Origin of the sequence: Nocardia sp. NPDC050435, from assembly GCF_040655395.1 — a bacterium.
Taxonomy (GTDB): domain Bacteria; phylum Actinomycetota; class Actinomycetes; order Mycobacteriales; family Mycobacteriaceae; genus Nocardia.
Map to the genome: position 1 here is coordinate 256,650 of NZ_JBFAJW010000007.1, position 24,719 is coordinate 281,368.

Annotated in this window: 21 protein-coding genes; 13 read left to right on the forward strand and 8 right to left on the reverse strand. The window is 71.5% G+C overall.

Translation table 11 applies throughout. The annotated features are described in order from the left end of the window. Positions 1-51: 51 nt before the first annotated feature. A complete protein-coding gene (guaB, locus tag AB0I43_RS22720; protein WP_356973909.1) occupies positions 52-1,596 on the forward strand; it encodes an IMP dehydrogenase in 1,545 nt (514 codons plus the stop codon). A gap of 231 nt (positions 1,597-1,827) precedes the next feature. Continuing rightward, the gene (locus AB0I43_RS22725; protein ID WP_356973910.1) at positions 1,828-2,988 is read left to right on the forward strand and encodes a GuaB3 family IMP dehydrogenase-related protein; all 1,161 of its coding nucleotides are present in this window, start codon (positions 1,828-1,830) and stop codon (positions 2,986-2,988) included. A gap of 21 nt (positions 2,989-3,009) precedes the next feature. Here AB0I43_RS22725 and AB0I43_RS22730 read toward each other — a convergent pair whose 3' ends face one another. Next, positions 3,010-3,804: an alpha/beta fold hydrolase gene (locus tag AB0I43_RS22730; RefSeq protein WP_356973911.1), complete on the reverse strand. Its 795-nt coding sequence runs from the start codon at positions 3,802-3,804 to the stop codon at positions 3,010-3,012. 161 nt (positions 3,805-3,965) lie between these two features. Here AB0I43_RS22730 and guaA point away from each other — a divergent pair, with 161 nt between their 5' ends. Then, positions 3,966-5,546 (forward strand): glutamine-hydrolyzing GMP synthase, encoded by a 1,581-nt coding sequence (gene guaA, locus AB0I43_RS22735; RefSeq protein ID WP_356974117.1) that lies wholly within the window; start codon positions 3,966-3,968, stop codon positions 5,544-5,546. A gap of 49 nt (positions 5,547-5,595) precedes the next feature. Here guaA and AB0I43_RS22740 read toward each other — a convergent pair whose 3' ends face one another. The 3 genes from AB0I43_RS22740 to AB0I43_RS22750 all read right to left on the reverse strand — a co-directional run bounded on the left by AB0I43_RS22740 (position 5,596) and on the right by AB0I43_RS22750 (position 7,963). After that, the gene (locus AB0I43_RS22740) at positions 5,596-5,817 is read right to left on the reverse strand and encodes a hypothetical protein (protein ID WP_356973912.1); all 222 of its coding nucleotides are present in this window, start codon (positions 5,815-5,817) and stop codon (positions 5,596-5,598) included. Continuing rightward, positions 5,810-7,258, reverse strand: a complete 1,449-nt coding sequence (locus AB0I43_RS22745) for a PspC domain-containing protein (RefSeq protein WP_356973913.1) — start codon at positions 7,256-7,258, stop codon at positions 5,810-5,812. The genes AB0I43_RS22740 and AB0I43_RS22745 overlap by 8 nt, the downstream gene beginning before the upstream one ends. A gap of 63 nt (positions 7,259-7,321) precedes the next feature. Continuing rightward, complete coding sequence (locus tag AB0I43_RS22750) at positions 7,322-7,963, reverse strand: MspA family porin (protein ID WP_356973914.1); 642 nt, start codon at positions 7,961-7,963, stop codon at positions 7,322-7,324. Positions 7,964-8,466: 503 nt separating this feature from the next. Between AB0I43_RS22750 and AB0I43_RS22755 the strand changes: the two genes are divergently transcribed. Further along, a complete protein-coding gene (locus AB0I43_RS22755) occupies positions 8,467-9,849 on the forward strand; it encodes a PspC domain-containing protein (RefSeq protein WP_356973915.1) in 1,383 nt (460 codons plus the stop codon). A gap of 99 nt (positions 9,850-9,948) precedes the next feature. After that, complete coding sequence (locus AB0I43_RS22760) at positions 9,949-10,584, forward strand: response regulator transcription factor (RefSeq protein WP_356974118.1); 636 nt, start codon at positions 9,949-9,951, stop codon at positions 10,582-10,584. Between the two features lie 7 nt (positions 10,585-10,591). Here AB0I43_RS22760 and AB0I43_RS22765 read toward each other — a convergent pair whose 3' ends face one another. Then, on the reverse strand, positions 10,592-11,737 hold the full coding sequence (locus tag AB0I43_RS22765; RefSeq protein ID WP_356973916.1) for a serine/threonine-protein kinase: 1,146 nt from the start codon (positions 11,735-11,737) through the stop codon (positions 10,592-10,594). 331 nt (positions 11,738-12,068) lie between these two features. On the opposite strand from AB0I43_RS22765, the gene AB0I43_RS22770 reads away from it, so the two are divergent. Continuing rightward, on the forward strand, positions 12,069-12,821 hold the full coding sequence (locus AB0I43_RS22770; RefSeq protein ID WP_356973917.1) for a hypothetical protein: 753 nt from the start codon (positions 12,069-12,071) through the stop codon (positions 12,819-12,821). A gap of 259 nt (positions 12,822-13,080) precedes the next feature. After that, positions 13,081-14,580 carry a DNA polymerase Y family protein gene (locus tag AB0I43_RS22775; RefSeq protein ID WP_356974119.1) on the forward strand — a complete coding sequence of 500 codons (1,500 nt, stop codon included), beginning with the start codon at positions 13,081-13,083 and terminating at the stop codon, positions 14,578-14,580. A gap of 4 nt (positions 14,581-14,584) precedes the next feature. Here the strand turns inward: AB0I43_RS22775 and AB0I43_RS22780 are convergent, their stop codons facing one another. After that, positions 14,585-15,283, reverse strand: a complete 699-nt coding sequence (locus AB0I43_RS22780; RefSeq protein ID WP_356973918.1) for a class I SAM-dependent methyltransferase — start codon at positions 15,281-15,283, stop codon at positions 14,585-14,587. Between the two features lie 158 nt (positions 15,284-15,441). On the opposite strand from AB0I43_RS22780, the gene AB0I43_RS22785 reads away from it, so the two are divergent. Continuing rightward, the gene (locus AB0I43_RS22785) at positions 15,442-16,212 is read left to right on the forward strand and encodes an alpha/beta hydrolase (RefSeq protein ID WP_356974120.1); all 771 of its coding nucleotides are present in this window, start codon (positions 15,442-15,444) and stop codon (positions 16,210-16,212) included. A 23-nt stretch (positions 16,213-16,235) separates the two neighbouring features. Further along, positions 16,236-17,165: a sucrase ferredoxin gene (locus AB0I43_RS22790; RefSeq protein ID WP_356973919.1), complete on the forward strand. Its 930-nt coding sequence runs from the start codon at positions 16,236-16,238 to the stop codon at positions 17,163-17,165. A 44-nt stretch (positions 17,166-17,209) separates the two neighbouring features. Here AB0I43_RS22790 and AB0I43_RS22795 read toward each other — a convergent pair whose 3' ends face one another. Next, positions 17,210-18,157 carry an Lrp/AsnC family transcriptional regulator gene (locus AB0I43_RS22795; protein WP_356973920.1) on the reverse strand — a complete coding sequence of 316 codons (948 nt, stop codon included), beginning with the start codon at positions 18,155-18,157 and terminating at the stop codon, positions 17,210-17,212. Between the two features lie 84 nt (positions 18,158-18,241). Between AB0I43_RS22795 and AB0I43_RS22800 the strand changes: the two genes are divergently transcribed. Together AB0I43_RS22800 and AB0I43_RS22805 are read left to right on the forward strand one after the other, a co-directional pair. Continuing rightward, complete coding sequence (locus tag AB0I43_RS22800; protein WP_356973921.1) at positions 18,242-19,114, forward strand: VOC family protein; 873 nt, start codon at positions 18,242-18,244, stop codon at positions 19,112-19,114. 17 nt (positions 19,115-19,131) lie between these two features. After that, positions 19,132-19,626, forward strand: coding sequence for a hypothetical protein (locus tag AB0I43_RS22805; RefSeq protein ID WP_356973922.1), 495 nt, complete (start codon positions 19,132-19,134; stop codon positions 19,624-19,626). A gap of 47 nt (positions 19,627-19,673) precedes the next feature. On the opposite strand, the gene AB0I43_RS22810 is transcribed toward AB0I43_RS22805, so the two are convergent. Then, positions 19,674-20,639, reverse strand: a complete 966-nt coding sequence (locus AB0I43_RS22810) for an SDR family NAD(P)-dependent oxidoreductase (protein ID WP_356973923.1) — start codon at positions 20,637-20,639, stop codon at positions 19,674-19,676. Between the two features lie 156 nt (positions 20,640-20,795). Between AB0I43_RS22810 and AB0I43_RS22815 the strand changes: the two genes are divergently transcribed. Next, a complete protein-coding gene (locus AB0I43_RS22815) occupies positions 20,796-21,263 on the forward strand; it encodes a hypothetical protein (RefSeq protein WP_356973924.1) in 468 nt (155 codons plus the stop codon). Between the two features lie 52 nt (positions 21,264-21,315). Further along, the gene (locus tag AB0I43_RS22820) at positions 21,316-24,663 is read left to right on the forward strand and encodes an error-prone DNA polymerase (RefSeq protein ID WP_356974121.1); all 3,348 of its coding nucleotides are present in this window, start codon (positions 21,316-21,318) and stop codon (positions 24,661-24,663) included. Positions 24,664-24,719: the final 56 nt, after the last annotated feature.

The window sequence follows — 24,719 nt, forward strand, 5'->3', positions numbered from 1 at the left end:
CCCGGTCTTCCGGTGTCTCTCGCTTTCGACGTCCAGGAGGGGTCGATCCGAATGAGTAATCCCGTACCGGGCGAACGGCTCGCAGTCCGCCCACCTACGGGTGGCGACGACCCGAACAAGATCGCCATGCTGGGCCTCACGTTCGACGACGTGCTGCTGCTGCCCGCCGCCTCGGATCTCATCCCCAGCTCGGTGGAGACCTCCAGCCAGCTGACCCGGGACATCCGCCTGCGCACCCCGCTGGTGAGCTCGGCCATGGATACCGTCACCGAGGCCCGGATGGCCATCGCCATGGCCCGCTCCGGCGGCATGGGCGTGCTGCACCGCAACCTCGCGGCCGCCGATCAGGCCGCCCAGGTGGAGACGGTGAAGCGTTCCGAGGCCGGTATGGTGACCGACCCGGTGACCTGCCGCCCCGGTGACACGCTGGCCGAGGTGGACGCCATGTGCGCCCGCTTCCGCATCTCCGGCCTGCCGGTGGTGGACGAGACGGGCGCGCTGGTGGGCATCATCACCAACCGCGACATGCGTTTCGAGGTGGATCAGAACCGCCGCGTCGCCGACGTGATGACCAAGGCGCCGCTGATCACCGCGCAGGAGGGCGTCACCGCCGAGGCCGCGCTCGGCCTGCTGCGCCGCCACAAGATCGAGAAGCTGCCCATCGTCGACGGCAACGGCCGCCTGCGCGGGCTCATCACGGTCAAGGACTTCGTCAAGACCGATCAGTACCCCAATGCCACCAAGGACCGCGACGGCCGCCTGCTGGTCGGCGCGGCCATCGGCGTCGGCGAGGATTCCTGGTCGCGCGCCATGACGCTGGCCGACGCCGGCGTGGACGTGCTGATCGTGGACACCGCGCACGGCCATCAGGCCGGCGTGCTGAAGATGGTCACCAAGGTCAAGGCCGAGGTCGGCGAGCGCATCCAGGTGGTCGGCGGCAACGTGGCCACCCGCGCGGGCGCGCTGGCGCTGGTCGAGGCCGGCGCGGACGCCGTGAAGGTGGGCGTGGGCCCCGGCTCGATCTGTACCACCCGCGTGGTCGCCGGTGTCGGCGCGCCGCAGATCACCGCGATCCTCGAGGCCGTCGCCGCGTGCAGGCCGCACGGCGTGCCGGTGATCGCCGACGGCGGCATCCAGTACTCCGGCGACGTGGCCAAGGCCATCGCCGCGGGCGCGTCCACCGTGATGCTCGGCTCGCTGCTCGCGGGCACCGCCGAGTCGCCGGGCGAGCTGATCCTGGTGGGCGGCAAGCAGTTCAAGAGCTACCGCGGCATGGGCTCGCTGGGCGCCATGCAGGGCCGGGGGCAGGCCAAGTCCTACTCCAAGGACCGCTACTTCCAGGACGACGTGCTCGCCGAGGACAAGCTGGTGCCCGAGGGCATCGAGGGCCGGGTGCCGTTCCGCGGTCCGGTCAGCCAGGTCATCCACCAGCTCGTCGGCGGCCTGCGCGCGGCCATGGGCTACACCGGCTCCGGTTCCATCGAGCACTTGCAGCAGGCGCAGTTCGTGCAGATCACCGCGGCGGGCCTGAAGGAAAGCCACCCGCACGACATCACGATGACCGTCGAGGCCCCGAACTACACTGGTCGCGGCTAGACGGCTTGACAGTCGCGCGTCGGTGCGCGACTACGCTGTTCGCGGGAGTCGGGGCGCGCCCGGATCGTCGATCACGGTGCGGGCGGCCCCGCGCGGAACGCGGCCCGGCTCGGGCCACCCCGCCGCGGCAGCCGACGCAACCCGATGGCGGGCGAATTCGCACGCTCGGTGCCCAGGGCACAACGCAGCCCGCGCCCGAGCGCGGCAATCACACACAATCAAGGAGTACACGTGCGCGACATGGTCGAGATCGGCATGGGCCGGACCGCCCGGCGTACCTATGAGCTGGACGATGTCGACATCGTGCCCTCGCGGCGGACCCGCTCGTCCAAGCAGGTGTCGCTGTCCTGGCAGCTCGACGCCTACCGGTTCGAGATCCCGTGCCTGGCGCATCCGACCGACGCGCTGGTCTCGCCGCAGTTCGCCATCGAGCTGGGCCGCCTCGGCGGGCTCGGCGTGATCAACGGCGAGGGCCTGTGGGCCCGGCACGCCGACGTCGAAGCCAAGATCGATCAGCTGGTCGAACTGGTCGGCAAGGGCGGTTACGAGCGGGCCATCGGGCTGCTGCAGGAACTGCACGCCGCGCCCATGCAGCCGGACCTGCTCGCCGCCGCCGTGGCCCAGGTGCGCGCGGCCGGCGTCACGGTCGCGGTGCGGGTCAGCCCGCAGAACGCGCGGGCGCTGACCCCGGCGCTGGTGCAGGCCGGCGTCGACCTGCTGGTCGTGCACGGCACCATCATCTCCGCCGAGCACGTCGGCGACGGCGAGCCGCTGAACCTGAAGACCTTCATCTCCGAGCTGGACGTGCCCGTGGTCGCGGGCGGGGTGAGCGATCACAAGACCGCGCTGCACCTGATGCGCACCGGCGCGGCCGGCGTCATCGTCGGCTACGGCTCCTACCCGGGCGCCACCACCACCGGCGAGGTGCTGGGCATCGGCGTGCCGATGGCCACCGCGATCGCCGACGCCGCCGCCGCGCGCCGGGATTACCTGGACGAGACCGGCGGGCGCTACGTGCACGTCATCGCCGACGGTGACATCGCCACCTCCGGTCAGCTGGCCAAGGCCATCGCCTGCGGCGCCGACGCCGCCATGCTCGGCGTCCCGCTGGCCACCGCCGCCGAGGCGCCGGGCCGTGGCTGGTACTGGCCCTCCTCGGCCGCGCACCCCTCGGTGCCGCGCGGTTCGATGCTGCACGTGGACGATCCGTGGGATCTGGGCGGCGAGGCCACCGAGCCGCCGCGTCCGAGCCTGGAGCGGGTGCTCTACGGCCCCTCGGACGACCCCTTCGGTTCGCTGAATCTGGTGGGCGGCCTGCGCCGTTCGATGGCCAAGGCGGGGTACTCCGACCTCAAGGAATTCCAGAAGGTCGGCCTCTCGGTCCGCGCCTGATCGCCGCGCCCCACGCCGGCCTCAGCGGGCGTGGGTGCGCCGTTCGCGCAGGAATTGCCGGATGGCGTGGTTCACCGGGTCCGGATGGGTCACGGTGACGGCCAGCCGGGCGCCGGAGATCTCCACGTAGGTCGAGTGCGCGATGCCCCGGACGAGCTGGCGGGCGCGGTCGTGGGCGATGCCGCTCGCGGTGGCGTGGATTATCAAGGCGGGGCAGCTGATTTCGGCGAGCCGGTCCAGCACCGACTCGCGCGCCAGCAGGCAGCCGGCCGCGACCTCGATGCCGCGGCGGTCGCGGTTCAGCCAGCGTTTGGTCCAGGCCTCGCGGTAGCAGTCGTCGTCGCCGATCAACCAGTGCGCCAATTGATTCACCGCGCGCTGCCGGGAATCGTCGTCGTACCACTCGTCCAGGAATTTCAGGGTCGCGGTGGACTGCTCCGGCGTCGGGCCGTGTGCCTCGGTGCTGATCAGGATGAGCGCGGAAACTCGTTCCGGCGCAATGAGGGCCGCGCGCAACGCGGTGAAGCCGCCTTGCGCGGTCCCGCCGATGACCGCGCGCTCGGCGCCGAGATGATCCAGGACGGTGAGGGCGTCGCGCGCGGCGGTCCAGTAGGTGAAGGGCAGACCCTGATCGGTGGTGCGGCCGTGGCCCCGCGCATCCCAGGACACGATGCGGAATTCCGGTGCCAGCGCTGCCATTTGGGACGCGTACATGGTGCGGTCCATGAAGAACTCGTGGGCGAGCAGCACCACCGGACCGTCACCGCCGCTGTCCTCGTAGTGGATGTCGGCGTCTATCGCGCGGGCGAAGGGCACGAGCAGAGGATAACCAGCGCCGCGACGGTACGCGGGAGGATTTGCTGGGCTGCTGCTCCGCCTCGGCCCGCCCGTCGTCAAGTGTTCTGTATCACCTGACTGGGCCCGCCCGTCGCCCGACCACCGCCCCCCACGGAGACGCTGACGCGTCGCTCTAGACTATCGAGGTGGCAGAATCCCAGAGACCGGTCCTCGTCGTCGACTTCGGTGCCCAGTACGCCCAGCTGATCGCTCGTCGAGTCCGCGAATCGAGCGTTTACTCCGAGGTGATCCCGCACACCATGCCGGTGTCGGAGATCGCGGAGAAGCAGCCGCTCGCGGTGATTCTGTCCGGCGGACCGTCCAGTGTGTACGCCGAGGGCGCACCGCAACTGGACGCGAAGCTGTTCGATCTCGGCATTCCCGTCTTCGGCATCTGCTACGGCTTCCAGGCCATGGCGCAGGCGCTCGGCGGCACCGTCGCGCACACCGGCACCCGCGAGTACGGCCGCACCGAGCTGACCGTCGAGGGCGGTTTGCTGCACGGTGGCCTGCCCGCCACCCAGCCGGTGTGGATGAGTCACGGCGACGCGGTCACCGCGGCCCCGGCCGGCTTCGAGGTCACCGGCACCAGCGCGGGCGCGCCGGTCGCGGCGTTCGAGGATCGGGCCCGGCGCCTGGCCGGCGTGCAGTACCACCCCGAGGTGCTGCACTCGCCGCACGGGCAGCAGGTGCTCAGCCGCTTCCTGCACGAGATCGCCGGGATCAAGGCGGCCTGGACGCCCGCCAACATTGCCGAATCGCTGGTCGCGCAGGTGCGCGAGCAGATCGGTGACGGGCACGCCATCTGCGGCCTGTCCGGCGGCGTGGACAGCGCGGTCGCCGCCGCGCTCGTGCAGCGCGCCATCGGCGACCGCCTCACCTGTGTCTTCGTCGATCACGGCCTGCTGCGGGCGGGCGAGCGCGAGCAGGTGCAGCAGGATTTCGTCGCCTCCACCGGCGCCAAGCTGGTCACCGTGGACGCGGTCGGCAAGTTCCTCGGCGAGCTGAAGGGCGTCACCGATCCCGAGGAGAAGCGCAAGATCATCGGCAGGGAGTTCATCCGGTCCTTCGAGGAGGCCGTGGCGGGCGTCGTCGCCGAGCACGGCGCCGCCGACGGCGCCACGCCGAAGGTCGAATTCCTGGTCCAGGGCACGCTGTATCCGGATGTGGTGGAATCCGGCGGCGGCACCGGCACCGCGAACATCAAGTCGCACCACAATGTCGGCGGCCTGCCCGACGATCTCGAATTCGATCTCGTCGAGCCGCTGCGGTTGCTGTTCAAGGACGAGGTCCGCGCGGTCGGCCGGGAGCTCGGCTTGCCCGAGGAAATCGTTGGGCGCCAGCCTTTCCCGGGTCCGGGCCTGGGCATCCGCATCATCGGCGAGGTGACCTACGAGCGGCTCGAGCTGCTGCGCCAGGCCGACGCCATCGCGCGCGAGGAGCTGACGGCGGCCGGGCTGGACAAGTCGATCTGGCAGTGCCCGGTGGTGCTGCTGGCCGATGTCCGCAGCGTCGGCGTGCAGGGCGACGGGCGCACCTACGGTCATCCGATCGTGCTGCGCCCGGTTTCCAGCGAGGACGCCATGACCGCCGACTGGACCCGCCTGCCCTACGACGTGCTGGAACGTATCTCGACCCGGATCACCAACGAGGTGGCCGAGGTCAACCGCGTGGTGCTGGACGTGACGAGCAAGCCGCCGGGCACCATCGAGTGGGAGTGACACACGAAAGGCCCGCCTCCCGGGGCGGGCCTTTCGCTATTCGGTTGGTCTAGCGGCGTTTTCGCGGCGAGAGCACCAGCAGGACGCCGACGACGATGGCGCCGATCACCAAGGTCCAGCCGATGCTGAGGCCACCGGTGGGGTCGCGCAGTTCGGCGGGCCCGACCATGGCCCAGGCGCTGACCGCCAGGGCGAGGAAGCCGATGACCAGCATGGTGATCGAGGGGCCGCGCTTGGTCTTGGACTGATCGATCTCGGGCTGCTCAGCCACGGGTCACCTCCGCCTGGCCGACGCGCACGTCCACGTTGAGGTGGAGCACCGGTGCGTCCGGATTGTTCGGGCCGGTGACGCCCGCAGGACAGGCGGTGATCTCGCCCATGGCGACCGTGCACCGCGTATCGACGGTCATGTTCTGGGGGAGCAGGACTTTCGCCTCGCCGGTGCCGACTTTCACGTCCACGGTGCGGCTTTCGGTCAGGCTCAGGCCGCGCAGGTCCAGGGTGGCCGTGCCGATCGTCAGGGCGTACTCGGGCTGCAGTTCGCCCAGCGACCGCGGTGTCCAGTCGCGGTCGCCGACGGTGCCGCCGTCGATCGGGCCGATCAGCGAGGCCAGCACCACGAAGCCGGCCAGCGGCGCGGTGACCACCAGCAGCCCGGCGCCGCGGCGCAGGAACGCGCCGATCACCAGGCCCACGCCGACGACGGCGAGCGCGATGGCCGCGATACGGCCGGGCGTCATCCACTCCACGCCGGAGACGGCGGCCGCGCCGGCGCCCGCGGCGGCCAGGACGGCCAGGCCGAGCACGGTCGGGGTGAGCCGCGAGCGCGGTCGCTGGACCGGGGCCACGGCGACCGGGCGGGCCGGGCCGGGCTCGGGCAGATCCCAGGCCAGCGGGGCGACGCCGAGTGGATCCCAGGACGGCGGGGTGCCGAACAGTTCGGCCGGCTCCGGGCTCTTGGTCCGGGTGGGCGGGAATTGCGCGGGGCCGGCGGCGGATTCGCCGGTCTGCTTGGTCAGCGACGGGGGAGTGGCCGCGGCGGTGGCGTTCTTCTCGAGCGGCACCGGCGACGCGTCCTCCGGTGCGGGCGGGGTCGTTTCGGCCGGCGGGTCCGGCACGTAGGCGTCCGGCAGCTTGGTGTACGGCGAGTACACCGGCATCACGTCGGAGTAGTAGTTCCCGGTGCTGGGGAACGCGGTGCCCGGGTAGCCGGTCGCGGTCAGCCCGCCGCCGGCGCCGAAATCGAAATCGCTGTCCAGCGCGCTGGTGCCGGGCGGCGGCTGGGGTAGCCGCATGTGCAGCATCCACCAGCCGGCCAGCATCAGCGCCAGGCTGATCACCCCGGAGCCGGCCAGGCCCGAGCTGAACGGGCCCATCGAGCTGACCGCGATGCAGAGCGCCACGATCAGCACGATGGTCTTGGTGTGCGACTGCGAGTGCTCGCTCTTGCCGAAAAGCCCTTCGGCGCGCGAGCTTTCGCTGCCCGGTGAGCTCAGCAGCAGCCAGCCCAGCAGGTACAGCACGATCCCGGCGCCGCCGAACATGGTCGAGACCACGAACGCGACCCGGACCAGGACCGGATCGATGTTGTACCGCCGCCCGAACCCGGCCGCGACACCGGCGACCGGGCCCTGCCGCGGCAGCCGGACGGGGCGGGTCTGCCACATCTGCCGGAGCTGATCGCCGAAGCTCGTTCTCGTCATGGTTTCCATGGTGGCCGGGACCATAGCCCCCGCGCATCGGGGTGAACCCTGAATCCCGGCCTGATCCCGGACTCACATGACGAACGGATCGCCGAAGACCGCGCCGTCGGCGCTCACCCCGGAGGTGTTCGCGGTGACGATCGCGTAGGCCCGGATGGTCAGCGGGCCGGCGCAGTTCTCGACGCTGACGCGGCGGTCCCGGCTGAAGACGTAGCCGGTGCTGCCCGGCGTGAGCGCGCGCTCACCGACCGGCACGTCGACCACCTTGCCCGGGGTCATCGACAGGTCGATACCTATGCCCGCGTCCAGATAAGGTCCGACGCTGACGCTCGCGTCGGGGAACAGTTCCTCGGGTGAGAGGGAGACGCCCAGATCCAGGTCGGCGTTGAACCCGACCTCCGCGCCGAGGTCGATCCCGACCTTCATATCGACCGCGCACGCTACGAAGTAGCCCGCCTTCAAGGTGCCGGTTCCGGTGGACACCGTGCCGTAGAAGGTGTTGTCGAGGAACACCTCCCGGTTCGTCGGCATCCCGTTCTGCGACGCGACCGGGTTGACCACCTGGTCGCTGTGTCCCACGGTGAACACCAGTCCGTCCGGCGCGGTGTAGGTCTTCTCGTGCGGCGCCATGGTCGCGGCGCCGGCCTGCCCAGCCGACGCGAGCACGCAGCTCGTCGTCACGACGGCAGCGCTCAGCACAGTTTTCCACTTCACGGGTGTTCCTCCCCCTGTTGCGCTCCGCGTCCCTCACGCGGAGCGGCTCCGGCTCGTTCGCCGAAGGTGTTCGCGCTCAACAGATTTCCGGTTGAGCCTGAAGAAAAGCTTGGAAATTGCCGTGCGTACCGGGTGGGATACGCGGTGCGGCGAAATCGGGTTTCGTACCTCTGGGTGCGGTGTGACCTACTACACTCTGTAGTCTTCAATCCATGGCTCTATGGCTCATCCCCGTCTCCTCTGTCGTCAGCTGCGTTGTCATCGCGGGGCTGTTCTCCATCGGGTTCCCCAAGGATTGAGCCACGGGTCGCGATCCGCGACCGAGCATCGAATGCCTGTCCGAACTTCGAATTCGCAGGTAGTGGCCATCGTCACGAATAATCCGGACCGGAGGGCCGTGGCCTGATCCGGCGTCGGCGCGCGTCCGGACCGGACCCGCGCGGAGCGAAGATCAGGGTGATTCCCGATGCTGGTCGGCGGCGTGACGTGCCAGTATCGAAGACATGTATCCGTCCATGCCCGCGTTCGACGCTGCCCGGAGCGCGGACCCGCGCGGGAAGCCGACGCTGGTGTTCCACGCCGGGCCGCACGCGAAGCTGGAGCGGCGCTCGGGCGGGCGGATCGTCGGCGGGGTAGCGGGCGGTCTGGCCGACCATCTCGGGCTGGACGCGTTCAAGGTGCGGATGGCGTTCGTGCTGCTGTCCGCGCTGGCCGGTGCGGGCATCGTCGCCTACGGCATGCTGTGGATCTTCACGCCGGGTGGCGCCGACGAGGTGAAACCCTCGGGGACGGAGCGGCGCCGCTCGATCGGCCTGGCGCTGCTGGGGCTCGGGCTGACGATCGCGGTCTCCTGGCTGATGAACGGGACGGTCGCCGCGAAGGTGATCGTGCCGATCATCGTGGTCGCGGTCGGCGCCGCGCTGGTGTGGCGGGAGTACGACACCGACGGCCCGCGTTCGCTGCTCGGGCTGCCCGCGCGCTCCTCGGTGGTGACGTGGGCCCGCATCGTCGCCGGGGCCACCATGATCGTGGCCGGTCTCGGCGTGGTGGTGCTGGCCCGGATCGATCTGAGCTCGCTCGGGTCGGCGCTGGTCGCGGTGGCGGTGACGCTGGTCGGCGCGGGCCTGCTGACGGTGCCGCTGTGGCTGCGCATGATGCGGGCGCTGAACACCGAACGCGCCGCCCGCATCCGCAACGAGGAACGCGAGGAGATCGCCTCGCACCTGCACGATTCGGTGCTGCAAACGCTGGCCCTGATCCAACGCCAGGCCGGTGACCCGCAGGAGGTGACGAGGCTGGCCCGCAGTCAGGAGCGCGAACTGCGCAAGTGGCTGTTCGAGGATTCCGGCCCGGCCGAGTCGAGTCTGGCGGCCGCGCTGCGCACCATCGCGGGCGAGGTGGAGGATCAGCACGGGGTGAAGGTGACCCCGGTGACCGTCGGTGACGTGTCGATGGACACCGCCGACAGCGGAAACGGTTTACCCAAGGAACATTTCACCGCGCTGCTCGGCGCGAGCCGGGAAGCCCTGGTGAACGCCGCCAAGCACGCGGGCGTGCCGGAGATCGATCTGTTCGCCGAGGTCGAGCCGCATCAGGTCAGCATCTTCGTGCGCGACCGCGGCACCGGCTTCGATGTGCACGCGGTGGCACAGGACCGGCAGGGCGTGGCGAAATCGATCCGCGGGCGGATCGAACGGCGCGGCGGTCAGGTGGAGATCCTGTCCACGCCGGGGCGCGGCACCGAGGTGCGGATCATCATGCCGCGCACCGACGCCGGTGTGCCGGAGGCGGAGGACGAGCAGGCGGACGCGGGGGTGCCGGAGTTCTCGCCGATCTCCGCGGACGCCCCGACCGCGCGCATCCAGCGTCCGGCGGGCGGCGCGTAAGGCTTCCGGCCGGGAAATTGTGATACCGATGAGGTGCCGGTCAGGCTTGGCCGGTGTGGTCCGGTGGTCGATCCACGGGTAGAGGAGAAGCAGGTGACCGTGCGGGTTTTTCTCGTCGATGATCACGCCGTGTTCCGGTCCGGCGTGCGGGCGGAGCTGAGTCGCGAGGCCGATATGGAAGTGGTCGGGGAAGCCGGCGGGGTGGCCGAGGCGATCGCGGGCATCAAGGCGACGACGCCCGATGTGGTGCTGCTCGACGTGCACATGCCCGACGGCGGCGGCGTCGCGGTGCTGCAAGGCATCGAAGAGGGGCCGGTGTGCTTGGCGCTCAGCGTGTCCGACGCGGCCGAGGATGTGATCGCGGTGATCCGCGCGGGCGCGCGCGGGTACGTCACCAAGACGATCTCGGGTTCCGAACTCGCCGACGGCGTGCGCCGGGTGGCCGGCGGCGACGCGGTGTTCAGTCCGCGGCTGGCCGGGTTCGTGCTGGATTCGTTCACCGGGAAGTCGCCGGTGCCGGAGCCGCCGCTGGATCCGGAGCTGGATTCGCTGACCCCGCGGGAACTGGAGGTGCTGCGCCTGCTCGCGCGCGGCTACACCTATCGCGAGATCGCCGAGAACCTGTTCATCTCGGTGAAAACCGTGGAGACCCACGCCTCCAACGTGCTGCGCAAGACGCAGCAGTCCAATCGCAACGCGCTCACGCGCTGGGCGCACCGCCGCCGGATCGACTAGCCGCCGGTCACATCAGCGCGATGATGAGCGCGATGATCAGGACCAGGCCGATCAGCAGGCCGACGGCGATGGCCAGGGGCGCGTTGCTGGCCTGCGGGGGTTTGCGGCCCAGCGAGCGCGGGGCCGCGGGGCGCTGGCCCGCGGGCGCCGGCGCCGGGTTGTGCTGCTGGCGGTGCGGGCGCGGCAGCGGCGCGGAGTGCGGGCTGCGCAGGCCGGACGCCGAATTGCGGGTGGCCCAGGCCGGGATGGTGCCGTCCTCGGTGCGCACCGGTGCGCCGAGGATGTAGGGCCCGGTGCCGGGACCGAAAGCGGCGGTGAGGATTTCGTCGCGGGCCTCGGCCATGGTCGGGCGGCGCTGCGGCGCCGGTTCCATCATGTGCAGCAGCGCGTTGGTGAGCACGCCGCAGCGCTGCGGCGGAATGATCTGCGCCATCGCGGCGCGCTCGACCAGGACGTTGGCGTCCTCGTCCAGGCCGAAGGGCGGCTGGCCCTCGATCATGGTGTATAACGTGGCGCCCAGGGAGAATACGTCGCTGGCCTCGGTCGGGCGGGCGCCGCGCGCGACCTCCGGCGGCAGGTAGGCGGGGGTGCCGGTGATGACGTTGTCGGGTTCGTCGATCAGATCGCCCGCCCCGCGGGAGATGCCGAAGTCGCTGAGTTTCGCCAGGCCGACGCCCGGACCGCGGTCGGCCACAAGGATATTGCCTGGTTTGATGTCGCGGTGCGTGATGCCCGCGGCGTGCGCGGCGGCCAGCGCGTCGGCGACCTGCGCCCCGATCTGCGCGACCTCCACCACCGGCAGCGTGTCGAAGACCGCCAGGGCCTTGGCGGCGCTGCGAGAGGGCAGGTGCTCCATCACGAGCCAGGGCTCGCCGGCTTCCAGCGCCACGTCGTAGACGGCGATGGCGTGCTCGTGCGAGAGCTTGGCCGCGACCCGGCCCTCGTGCATGATCTGGTTGCGGACCTCGGTGGCCTGGCGTTCGTCCAGCCCGGCCGTGGAGAGCACCTGCTTGATGGCGACGTCGCGGTCGAGCAGACGGTCGTGCGCCAGCCAGACCGCGCCCATGCCGCCGCCGCCGACTTTCGACTGCAGGCGATAGCGGCCAGCGACCAGGTATTCCGGGCCGACGATGGGGCGGGGGCGCTCGATCATGGGTTGCAGGGTATCCGACGCGGCGTCATCCGTACGCGGCGAACCGTGATAAGGCGAAACGTGCCAAGTGATTTCGTACCCAACCGACCAGTCTGGTGACGCGCGCCGCATCCCCGCATGCTCGCCGATTGCCGGCTCGCCGTCCGCGGGGTGTGGCCTGAGCTCGGACAACGGGCGGAGCGGCCCGCCCGCGTGGCGCGCTTGACGGATTTCGGGGGTGGGTTTCTACTGGAGGTGTATCGAACGTATATTCGATACAGATCGATAGCTGGATCGGTGCTGGCTGGTCCGCTCGCATCGCCCGGTCCATCGTGGGAAGTAGGTGGTTGTGATGGGTTCGGACGCGCGCGTGGGGGAGACACAACAACAGAAGCTGGCCGAACTCCGCAGGAAGATGGCCGCCATACCCGGTCGCGGCGAAGCCGTCGCGGAGCGGACGCCGCATGCCGCCGAACTGCGCCGGGAAGCGCTGCCCGTGCCCGCCGCGCTCGCGGAGTTGTTGCCGGACGGTGGCCTGATCAAGGGGTCGGTGGTGTCCTACGCGGGCGCGCGCTCGTTGCTCGCCGGATTGCTGGCCGCGGTCACAGGCGCCGGCGGGCACGCCGCCGTGGTGGGCGTGCCCCGGTTCGGCCTGCTCGCCGCCGCGGAGATGGGCGCCGATCTGGAGCGTCTCGCCGTGGTCGCCGAGCCCGGACCCGATCCCATGGAAGTTGCTGCCGTATTGCTCGACGGCTTGGATTTGGTCGTCCTCGGCCTCGACGGCGCCTCGGTCGCCCCCGCCCGCGCCCGCGTCCTCGCCGCCCGCGCCCGCAACAAGGGCGCCACCCTCGTGGTCGCCGACGGCGTCTGGCCCAACCCCGCCCTGCGCATCGACGCCCGCATCGCCGGTTACGTCGGCCTCGGCACCGGCCACGGCCGCCTGCACGCCCTGACCGTGGCGGTCGAGGTCCGCGGCAAGACCGGCGCCACCCGGCACGGCCACCTCGACCTGCGCCCGAGTGCCGGTCGCGTGCAATGGTTCCCGCGCCGGAACGAGTCCGGTATCGCCGAGCTGCCGATCCGCGCCCGGGGCGCTGCCTCGTGAGCCGCGCGCCGGGCGCGGGGCAGGCGGATTCTTCGGGGAGCTTGTCTCCGGGCGCGGACCGCCGGGCCGCGTCCGGCAAGCCGCGCTCGCCTGTCTCACGGACTCCGGCCGCGCGTACTCCGGCTCCGCGCACACCTGCCGCGCGTACTCCGGCCGCGCGCACACCTGTCCCGCGCTCGCCGATCCCGCGCACGCCGGCGTGAGCGCGCGGGTGGTGGCGGTGTGGTGCCCGGATTGGCCCGCGGTGGCGGCCGCGGCGATGGCGGAGCTGCCGCCGACCCGGCCGGTCGCGGTGCTCTACGGGAATCGGGTGGTGGCGTGTTCGGCGGTGGCCCGGGCCGAGGGCGTGCGGCGCGGGCTGCGGCGGCGGGAAGCGCAGGCGCGGTGCCCGGAACTGTTTCTGGTGCAGGAGGATCCGGATCGGGACGCGCGCTTGTTCGAGCCGGTGGTGGCGGCCGTGGACGCGACCGTCCCCGGCGTCGAGGTGCTGCGGCCGGGGCTGCTGGTGCTCGGAGCCCGGGGTGCGGCCAGGTTTTTCGGATCCGAGGCGGCGGCGGCCGAACGACTGGTCGACGCGGTGGCGGCGGCCGGGGTGGAAGCGCAGATCGGCATCGCCGACGAACTGTCCACCGCGGTGCTCGCGGCCAAGCGCGCCGCGATCGTGGCGCCCGGCGCGGGCGCGGAGTTCCTGGCGCCGCTGCCGGTGGGCGAGCTCGCGGTCGAACCCAGCCTGGCCGCGCCGGAACGCGCGGAACTGGTGGATCTGCTGCACCGCCTGGGTTTACGCCGCATCGGCGACTTCGCCGCGCTGACACCGGCCGATGTGGCCTCGCGGTTCGGCACCGACGCGGTGCTGGCGCACCGCTGCGCCCGCGCCGTCGCGGAGCGCCCGCCCTCGGTGCGCCGCCCGCCGCCGGAACTGAGCGTGGAACAGGACTGCGACCCGCCGATCGACCGGGTCGACGCCGCCGCCTTCGCCGGCCGCATGCTCGCGGCCCGGCTGCACGCGGCGCTGGCGGCCGCGTCGGTGTCCTGCACGCGGCTGTCGGTGTCCGCCGAAACCGAAGCGGGCGAGCGACTCTCCCGGGTCTGGCGCTGTGCGGAGCCGCTTACCCCGGAGGGCACGGCCGACCGGGTGCGCTGGCAGCTCGACGGCTGGCTGACCCGCCGCGACCGGCCGACCGCGCCCCTGATCCGGTTGCGCCTGGAGCCGGTCGAGATCGCCCGCGCCGGGACGCTGCAATTGGGTCTGTGGGGCGGTGTCGGCGCGGAAACCGAACGCGCGCGCCGGGCCCTGGTCCGCGTGCAGGGTCTGCTCGGCGGCGCCGCGGTGCGGTTCGGGGTGCTCAGCGGCGGCCGCGGCCCGGCCGAGCGCGTCACCATGATCGTGCTCGGTGACGAACCCGTCCCGGCCGCCGACCCGGAGCAGCCCTGGCCGGGCAGCCTGCCGCAGCCGGCGCCCGCCATGCTGCTGCTCAACCGCCCGGCGGTGGCGCTGCGGGCGGCCGACGGCGCGCCGGTGCGGATCACCGAGCGCGGCCTGTTCAGCGCGCCGCCGGCGCAGCTGACCTGGGGCCGCCGCCGGTGGGCGCTGACCGGCTGGGCCGGGCCCTGGGCCGTCGACGAGCGCTGGTGGGTGCCGGACGGCACGGTCATCGCCCGCGCCCAGGTGCAACTCGAGGGCGCGCCCTCCGACGCCCGCGTCCTCTTGCTCATCTACCGCGACGAAACCTGGCACGCCGAGGGGATTTACGACTGACGCGTCAGGGCAGCGACCATACGAACGCGACCGTGAACGGGTGCCCGCGCAGCTCGGCCCACTTGGGTTTGGCGGCGATCCAGGCGTCGTCCACCAGCGCCTCGGTGATCTCGGTGAGCACCCAGCCCGCGGCCAGCGCGGCGGTGATGTGCTCGCTGAGCAGGTGCAGGTGGGTGCTGATCGCCACCGGCTCGCCCGCCTCGGGGGTGTAGTGCGTGGGCATGCCGGTCACCATCATGAACTGCGGGTGGTAGCTGACCATGACGCAGTGCCCGCCGGGCGCGCTCAGCCGCCGGGCCTCGGTGTAGAAGGGGCCGAGGTCGGGCAGGTGCTCGTCGATCAGCGACGCGATCACCAGGTCGTAGGCGCCCGCCTCGAGGCCGCTCGCGCGCACGTCGGCCTGGGCGAGGGTGGTGTGCGCGCCGCGCTCGCGGGCGCGAGCCAGCATGCCCGCGCTCACGTCGACGCCGTCGATGTGCGAGATGCCGTGCCGGCGCAGCCACCCGCCGGTGCGCCCGGTGCCGCAGCCCAGGTCGGCGGCCCGCCGGACCTGGGCCCAGCGCGGCTGCCGCAACCGGTCCAGCAGTGCCAGGTCCATCTCGTCGAGCACGGTGCGCTCGTAGGTCGGCGCCCAGCCGTCGTAACCGGTGGCCACGTCCACGATCGGATAGTTGCGTCGATCGAACTCCGCGAAAGTCGGCATGCGGGGGAGTATTTCGCGGATCGGCGGCGGTCGCCACGGGTTATTCACACCGATGGCCGCGTGCGCGCGCCGCGTTCGAGGGCTGTGACGCCGGACAAATCCGGGCCCGGCGGCACCGGCTGCCAGTACCCTCGGACAACGTGGAGCTGACTCGGATCATGGCCGCGGGGGGAGTGCGGATCGCGTATCGCGATTCCGGCGCGTCCGCCGCGCGGCCGGACGCCGGCCCGCCCGTCGTGCTGGTGCACGGCATGGGCGGCGACGGCTCCACCTGGGACCGTTTCGCCCGCAAGCTCCGGCACTCCGGCCGGCGGGTGATCATCCCCGATCTGCGCGGGCACGGCCGCAGCGCCCACGCCGATTCTTACTTATTCGGTGAATTCGGGTCCGACGTGTTGCGCCTGCTCGATCAGCTGGAGCTGACCTCGGTGGATCTGGTGGGGCACTCGCTGGGCGGGTACGCGGTGTCCTGCGTCGCGCAGGAGCGGCCCGGGCTGGTGCGCCGGCTGGTCATGGAGGAGTGCCCGCTGCCGCTGCGTTCCGGCACCGAACAGCAGACACTGACCCGCCGCTTCCCGTCCGTGCCCGAGCTCTGGCACGCCACCAGCAGCGTGGTCCGGCACCCCCGGGCCGTGCTGGCCTTCGACCGGAGCATGACGCGGACGGCGCTGGAGCAGTTCCGCAAGCCGAATCCGGAATGGTGGGAGAGCCTGACCGGCATCACCGCGCCCACCCTGGTGCTGCGCGGCGGCCCGGGCGGCATGGTCGATCCGGTGAAGCTCGAGGTCCTGCGCGCGGCGATCCCGGACTGCACGGTCGTCGATTTCACCTGCGGCCACAGCATCCACCGCGACCGGTATCGGGAGTTCGAGCGCACGGTGCTGCCGTTCCTGCGCGTCCCCGCCGCCCGGGCCGACCGGTCGGCCTGAGCGCACGGTTCTACAGTGAAACGGTGCCGGACACCTCTGCTGTGACGACCTTCGCGGGTCTGTCGTGCTCCGCGGCCGCCGCCGTCGACGTGCCGCTGCCGGGTACCGCGACCCGCGTCGGCGCCTGGCTCTGCGTCGAGCAGCCCGGCGCCTGGGGCCGCGACGTGATCGGCGCCGAGGTGCTCGGGCCGGAGATCACGCCCACGCTGGCGGCCCGCACCAGCGCCGCTCACGTCCGCCCGACGCTGATCCGCCGCCCCGGCCGCAACGATTTCACCGGCGTCCGCACGGTGCTGCTGGTCAGTTCCCGCGCCGACGGGCCCTGGTGCGAGCGCCTCGAGATCACCGACCTGCGGCAACTGCTCGACCTCGACCTGCATCTGCTCAACGGTCCGCCGCCAGGAATCGGTGTGCGGGTGCACGATCCGGTCGTCCTGGTGTGCGCCCACGGCAAACGCGACCAGTGCTGCGCGCTGCTGGGCCGCCCGATCGCGGCGAGTCTGGCCGCCGCCTACCCCGACCAGGTCTGGGAGTGCTCGCACACCGGCGGCCACCGCTTCGCGCCCGCCATGGTCCTGCTGCCCTCCGGCCTCACCTACGGCCGCGTCGACGCCGACTCCGCGCCCGCCGCGATCGAGGCCACCCTGCGTAATGAACTGTCACTGACCGGTTTCCGCGGCCGCAGCCACCAGAAGCCGATCGCGCAGGTCGCGGAAATCGCGGTGCGCGAACGGTTCCCGGCGGCACTCGACGACCTGGCTGTCACCCTCGAAACAGACTCCGCCACCACCGATCCCACCCGCGCGGGCACCGCGCTGGTAACTCATCGGGATGGGCGTCGCTGGCGCGTCACCGTGCGCGCCGTAGCGCACGCTCCCCGGCAAGCCAGCTGCGGAGCCGCCCCCAAGCCGGTGACCGCCCTGGTCGCCGACCAGGTCCAGCCCTGCGCCTGACCGGTCGCGTCGGCGGAGGTCGCTACTCGACTGCGGCCGGGCGTTCAGGCCGCGGGTGCCGCGCGCTTGGCGATCCCCGTGATGGGCGCTGACTCCATGCGCTCGATGCCGGTGAGCGCGCCGATTCGGTCCGTCAGGTAGTCGAACAGCGCGACGGCATCACGGCAGACCACGATGGCGATCATGTTGTGCGGGCCGGTGGTCGCGCCGGCGAAGGCGATCTCGGGGTGCGCGGCCAGCGCGCGGGCGACGGCGGTGAGCCGGGCGGGCGCGACATTCAGCGACAGCAGCGAGTGCACCGGGAAACCCAGGGCGGCGGCGTCGATCTCCACGTCGAATCGGACCGCGCCCCGGTGGCGCAGTTCGTCGAGGCGGCGGCGCACCGCGGATTCCGACCAGCCGACCGCCGCGGCCAGACTCGGATAGTCGGCGCGTCCGTCCCGGGCCAGGGCGGGCAGCAGCCGCCGGTCCAGATCGGTCAGGGTGATCGGAGCCGCGTCGTTCGCCACGGTATCGAGGGCAGCGACCTCGGTGGCCGACAGCGCGCTGGTGCGTCCGCGCCAGCGCTGTTCGGTGAGGTGGCGCAGCAGCCGTTGCGCCTCGACGCCGACGACCTGCGAATGCCCGGACAACGCCCGCAGCGGCAGCGCCCCTTCGCCCTCGACCCGCAGGATCGCCGTCACCTCGGCCCCGCCCGCCAGCACGCTCACCCATCCGGTGTCGCCCCGGCGCGCCAGATCCCGCGCGACGACCTCCGCCCCGCCCGGCCGCACCCGCAGACGTAGCAGCCATTCCGACCGGCCGAGGCGGTGGTTGTCGGGTACACCACAGACCCGGGCCACGCCGTGCGCGCGCAGCCGGGCGAAGCGCCGCGCCACGGTGCGATCGGAAACATCGAGCACCTCGGCGATGCGGCTGAACGGCGCCCGCCCGTCGATCTGCAGGGCGTGCAGCAGCCGCAGGTCGACGGTGTCGAGTCTGACCGAATCCACCAGCTCAGGCTACGACATGTCGGAAACCGGCGTAGCCACCGCTTTTCGTGGATCGCGACGCCGGTGCCGCCCAGGATCGGCGGCATGACCAATCCCCTCGACGGTATTCACCACACCGGTCTGCTGACTCGCGATCTCGACGAGCTCGAGCGGCGCTACACCGCCCTCGGCTTCACACTGAGCCCACGCTCCCGGCACCTGCTCGCCGCCGCGCCCGGCCGCCCGCCGGTGCCGAGTTGCACCGCGAATCACTGTGCGCTGTTCGGCGATTCCTATATCGAACTGCTCGGCATCGTCGACGACACCGCGCCCGATCCCTGGCACACCCGCGCGATCGCCGCGCGATACGAGGGCTTCCGCCTGCTCAACTTCGACACCGCGGACGCCGACGCCGCGGACCGGCGGCTACGCGCGGCCGGATTGGCGACCTCCGGCGTGCTGGACCTGGAACGCGAGGTCGGCACCGAGGCGGGGCCGCGGGTGCTGCGGGCCCGCGCCGTGCACGTCGATCCGCGCTCGACACCGGAGGTTCATCTCGGCGTCGCGCAGCACCTGACCCGCGAATACGCGCACCAGCCACGCTATCTCGGTCACGCGAACGGCGCCCGCGGCATCGCGGCGGTGACGATCGTCGTCGCTACCGCCGAGATGCCGGCGATCCTGGACCGATACGCGCGCATCACCGATCGCCACTGTTACCGGGACGGTCCGCGTACCGTCCTCGATATCGGTTCCGCGCGACTGGAATTCCTCGACGCCGCGGCCGCCGAGCAGGTGCTGCCCGGCGAACCCGTGCCCGCGCCGTCCTACCCGGCCGCGATGACGATCCGTGTGGACGACCCGGTGCGGGCCCGCCGCGTCGTCGAAAACGGCGGCATCGCTACGCGTTCGGTCCCCGACGGCTTCTACGTCTCGGCCCGGGACGCGGGTGGTTCCGGGCTGTTCTTCACCCGCTAGTCCGCAGGAGACGGTTCATGTTCGACACTCTGCTACTACTCGTCGTCCCCACCCTGGTGTTCCGTGCGCTGGGCGCGGCCGGCGTGCGACGCTTCGGCACTTGGCGCGTCAGCGCCGTGCACGGTCTGGCGGTCATGCTGCTGCTGACCGGCAGCGCGCATTTCGTTCCGGACAGCGTGACAGTGATGCCGAGTCACGACGATCTGACGGCGATGGTGCCCGGCTTCCTGCCGTTCCCCGACTTCCTGGTCTACCTCACGGGTGTCCTGGAATGGGCTGCGGCACTGGGGCTGATATTCACCGCGACCCGCCGTTACGCCGGCCTCGGGCTGGCGCTACTGCTCCTGGCATTGCTGCCCGCCAATGTCCATGCGGCGCTGAACGATATCCCGCTCGACGGCGAACCGGCGACACCGCTGTGGTTCCGGTTGCCCGAGCAGGTCGGCTATATCGCCGTCGCGCTGTGGAGTTCGGGCGCGGTGTTCGCCCCGGCTGAACGGCAAGTGGCATAACGTATTCCGGGCCCATCGCCCCCTGCGCGACGGGCCCGGAACGCCTTTCACCAGTGCGTACCGGGTACCCAGCGCGCGGCCCGGCGTAACGCGGTGCCGGTCACCCGGCGTGCCGCGGACTGCGGGCGGTGCGGCGATTCCGGCTGCGGCGCATCGGCTTCGGTGTCCTCGCCGAGGGGTTCGAGCTGCTCGCCCTTGGCGGCGGGGGAGTCGGGCAGCGCGCGGTAGTAGCGGTGCAGGATGCGGTCGCGGATCTTCGGGGTGACCAGCGCGCCGTACTCGGCGAGGGTGCCCAGCGGGACGTCGATGCGCTTGGGGCGTTCGGTGAGGGCCCGGACGATGGTGGCGGCGGCCCACTCCGGGGATTCCGAAGGGCCCTGCGCGCCGCTGGGCGTGATCATCGGGGTGCGCACCAGCGGCATGTGAATGGTGGTGAAGGTGACGCCGTCGGCCAGGGTCTCGACGGCGGCGACCTCGGTGAACTTGTCCAGCGCGGCCTTGCTCGCGAGGTAGGCCGCGAAGCGTGGCGTGGCGACCTGCACACCGGCGCTGCTGATCTGGACGATGTGGCCGAACTTGCGTTCGCGCATCTGCGGCAGCAGCGCCAGCGTCATCCGCAGCGCGCCGAAGTAGTTGACCGCCATGGTGCGCTCGAAGTCGTGCATGCGGTCGGTGGAGCGGTGGATGGCGCGGCGGATGGAGCGCCCCGCGTTGTTCACCAGCATGTCGACGTGGCCGTGTGCGTCCAGGATGTTCTTCACGGTGTGGTCGACGGAGTCGTTGTCGGTGACGTCGCACTGGTAGCCGTGGGCGGCGCCGCCCGCGGCGCGGATCTCGGCGACGACGCCGGCGAGTTCCTCCTCGCGGCGGGCCAGCAGGAAGACGGTGGCGCCCTTGGCGGCGACGGCCAGGGCGGCGGCCCGGCCGATGCCGGAGGAGGCGCCGGTGATCAGGACGTGCCTGCCGGTCAGGTCGCGGCGGCGGCGATTGCGCTTCTCATCAGCGTCAGGCATCGCTGCTCCTTTGCAGATCGATTTGGCACGAACTTACTCTGAAGTAAGTTTACCCGCCAAGTGACCCCGCCCACATTCCGATGCGGCCGCAAAACCTTCGCAAACCCGTTCGAATGACGCTCGAATCCCTCGAACATGTGTGCGATACTTCTGGCCATGGCGGACGATCGGATGGCGGACATCTTTGCCGCGGTGCGGCTCGGCAGCGACAACCGGAAGGCGGCGCGGCACGCGCTCGAACAGTTGTGGAGCGAGCTCGGCCCGGCCGGAGATCCGTTGCAGCGCTGCGTGATCGCGCATCACCTGGCCGTCCTCCAGGAATCCGACACCGACGCGCTGATCTGGGATCAGCGCGCCCTGGCCTCGGTCTTCGGCCCGGGCATCCCGCTGGACGAGGGCCTGCGCTGCTTCCTGCCCTCGCTCTACCTCAACCTGGCCGACAGCCATCGCCGCGTCGGCGATTTCGAAACCGCCCGCATGCAGCTGACCATCGCCCGCGGCCACCTCGCGGTCCTGGTCTACGACGCCTACGGCGCGATGATCCGCTCCGGCCTGGACCGGGTGGAGGCCGCCCTCGACGCCGGCTCCACGCAGCGACTGCCGAGCGGGGACGAGCCGCGATGAGCAGGGCGAGGAGGTGAGCAGCTGGGGAAACGGGCCGCCGACCTGGGCGGAGATGGAGCGGGTGCTGTCCGGCCGGCCCAAGCCGGAAGGCGACGGCGGCGACAGTCCCGCGTGGTCGCGCAAGCGCGGCGAGTACCAGGCCGAGGCGATAGCGCGGCCCACAGGCCCGGTGGTGCCCTACGCCGAACTGCACGCCCACTCGGCCTACAGCTTCCTGGACGGCGCGAGCCAGCCGGAGGAACTGGTCGAGGAGGCCGTGCGGCTCGGGCTGGAGGCCATCGCGCTCACCGACCACGACGGGTTCTACGGGACGGTGCGCTTCTTCGAGGCCGCCCGGGAATGGGGTATGCCGACCGTGTTCGGGTCGGAGTTGTCGCTGGGGACCGGTATGCCGGGACCGGACCCCACGTCGGCCGGGCTGCGTCGCAAGGGGATGGCGGCGCAGCATCGGTCGCCGACGACCGGCGGCGGGCACACCGATGCCCCGGATTCCGCGCCGCGCACCGGCGCCCCGGATCCGGCCGGTCCCCATCTGCTGGTGCTCGCGCGCGGCCAAGAGGGCTACCGCAGACTCTCCCGGGAGATCGCCGCCGCGCACCTGGCAGCGGGTGAGAAAGGCATCCTCCGCTACGACCTGGACACCCTCGCCGACGCCGCGGGCGGACACTGGCACATCCTGACCGGTTGCCGCAAAGGGCATGTGCGCCAAGCACTGGAACGGGATCTGGGCGCGGGCGACACCCGCCTGCCGCAGGCCGAGATCGCCCTGCGCGCACTGATGGAACGCTTCGGCGCCGATCGGGTCGGCGTGGAGCTCACCCACCACGGCATCCCCACCGACGACGAACGCAACGCCTACCTGCTCGCCCTCGCCGACCGCTGCGGCCTGCCCGTAGTGGCCACCACCGGAGCGCATTTCGCCGCGCCCGCCCAGCGGCACCGGGCCATGGCGCTGGCCGCCATCCGCGCCCGCGCGAGCCTGGACGACATCGCCGGCTGGCTCGCCCCCACAGGCGGCGCACACCTGCGTTCCGGCGCCGAGATGGCGCAGCTGTTCACCGCCTGCCCGCAGGCGGTGTCGAATGCCGTTGCACTGGCCCGGGAATGCGCCTTCGATCTCCGGCTGATCGCGCCACGGCTACCGCCCTTCGCCGTGCCCGGCGAACACGACGAGAACTCCTGGCTGCGCGCGCTCACCCTGCGCGGCGCGGCCGAGCGCTACGGCCCGCCGGAGCGGAACCCGCGCGCCTACCGGCAGCTCGAGCACGAACTCGCGGTGATCACCACGCTCGGCTTCCCCGGCTACTTCCTGGTGGTGCACGACATCGTCACCTTCTGCAAGGAGCACGACATTCTGTGCCAGGGGCGCGGTTCGGCCGCCAACTCCGCGGTCTGCTACGCCATCGGCATCACCAATGTCGACCCGGTCGCCAACAACCTGCTGTTCGAACGCTTTCTTTCCCAGGAGCGCGACGGGCCGCCCGATATCGATATCGATATCGAATCCGATCGCCGCGAGGAGGCGATCCAGCACGTCTACGCCAAGTACGGCCGCGACTACGCCGCCCAGGTGGCCAATGTGATCACCTATCGCGGCAAGTCCGCGGTGCGCGATGCCGCACGCGCGCTGGGGTTTTCGCCCGGGCAGCAGGACGCGTGGAGCAAGCAGGTGAACCGCTGGACCGGGGTGGCGAACGAGACCGACACCGGCATCCCCGCCGAGGTGCTGCGCCTGGCCGGCGACATCGAGGGCCTGCCCAGGCATCTCGGCATCCACTCCGGCGGCATGGTGATCTGCGATCGCCCCATCGCCGACGTCTGCCCGGTGGAGTGGGCGCGCATGGCGAATCGCAGTGTGCTGCAGTGGGACAAGGACGACTGCGCCGCCACGGGTCTGGTGAAGTTCGACCTGCTCGGCCTGGGCATGCTCTCGGCGCTGCACTACATGATCGACATGGTGCGCGAGCACAAGGGCGAGACCGTCGAATTACACCGGCTCGACCTGGCCGAGCCGGGCGTCTACGAGATGCTCTGCCGCGCCGACTCGATCGGCGTCTTCCAGGTGGAGTCGCGCGCCCAGATGGCGACCCTGCCCCGGTTGCGGCCGCGCACCTTCTACGACCTGGTGGTGGAGGTCGCGCTGATCCGGCCCGGCCCCATCCAGGGCGGGTCGGTGCACCCCTACATCCGCCGCCGCAACGAACAGGAGAAGGTTACCTACGACCATCCGGCACTGGAGAATTCGCTGAAACGCACCCTCGGCGTGCCGCTGTTCCAGGAGCAGCTCATGCAGATGGCCGTGGATGTGGCCGGGTTCTCCGCCGCCGAGGCCGATCAGCTGCGCCGCGCCATGGGGTCCAAGCGGTCACCCGCGCGCATGGAGCGCCTCCGGGGGCGCTTCTACCAGGGCATGCGCGACCGGCACGGCATCACCGGCGCGGTCGCCGACCGGATCTACGAGAAGCTCTACGCCTTCGCGAACTTCGGTTTCCCGGAGAGTCATTCGCAGAGCTTCGCCGCCATCGTGTTCTATTCGGCCTGGTTCAAACTGCACCATCCGGCCGCGTTCTGCGCCGGGCTGCTGCGCGCGCAGCCGATGGGTTTCTACTCCCCGCAGTCGCTGGTCGCCGACGCTCGCCGGCACGGCGTGCCCGTGCACGGCCCCGACATCAACGCCAGCCGCGCCGAACCGACGCTGGAGCGCGACGGGCAGGAGGTCCGGCTGGGCCTGGCGGCGGTCCGGCACATCGGTACCGAGCTGGCCGAGAAGATCGTCGCGGGCGCGCCGTACCGCTCCTTCCTGGAACTGACCGGACGTGTGGAACTCACTGTCCCGCAGGCCGAATCGCTGGCCACCGCGGGTGCGCTGGACAGCCTGGGGATCACCCGGCGCGAAGCGCTCTGGGCCGCCGGGGCGGCCGCGGGCGAACGCCCGGACCGGCTGCCCGGCACCGGCGCGGCGACCGACGCCCCCGTGCTGCCCGGCATGAGCGATCTCGAACTCGCCGCCGCCGACGTCTGGGCGACCGGCGTCTCCCCGGGCAGCTATCCCACCGAGTTCCTGCGGCCCGGCCTGGACGCTCTCGGCGTCGTCCCCGCCGATCAGCTGCTGTCGGTGCCGGATGGTTCCCGCGTCCTGATCGGGGGCGCGGTCACGCACCGGCAGCGGCCCGCCACCGCCGCGGGCGTCACCTTCCTGAACATCGAGGACGAGACCGGCATGGTCAACGTGGTGTGCTCGGTCGGGTTGTGGCACCGTTACCGGCGGCTCGCGCAATCCGCGCCCGCCCTGCTCATCCGCGGGCGCGTGCAGAACGCGGAGGGCGCGGTGAGCGTGCTCGCCGAGCACCTGCGGCCACTCGACCTCCGGATCATCGCCAAGTCCCGCGACTTCCGCTGAAAAACCAGGTTGCACCGCGATTTTCGATGGGTAACCTGGCAGGACTTGCACCTGCG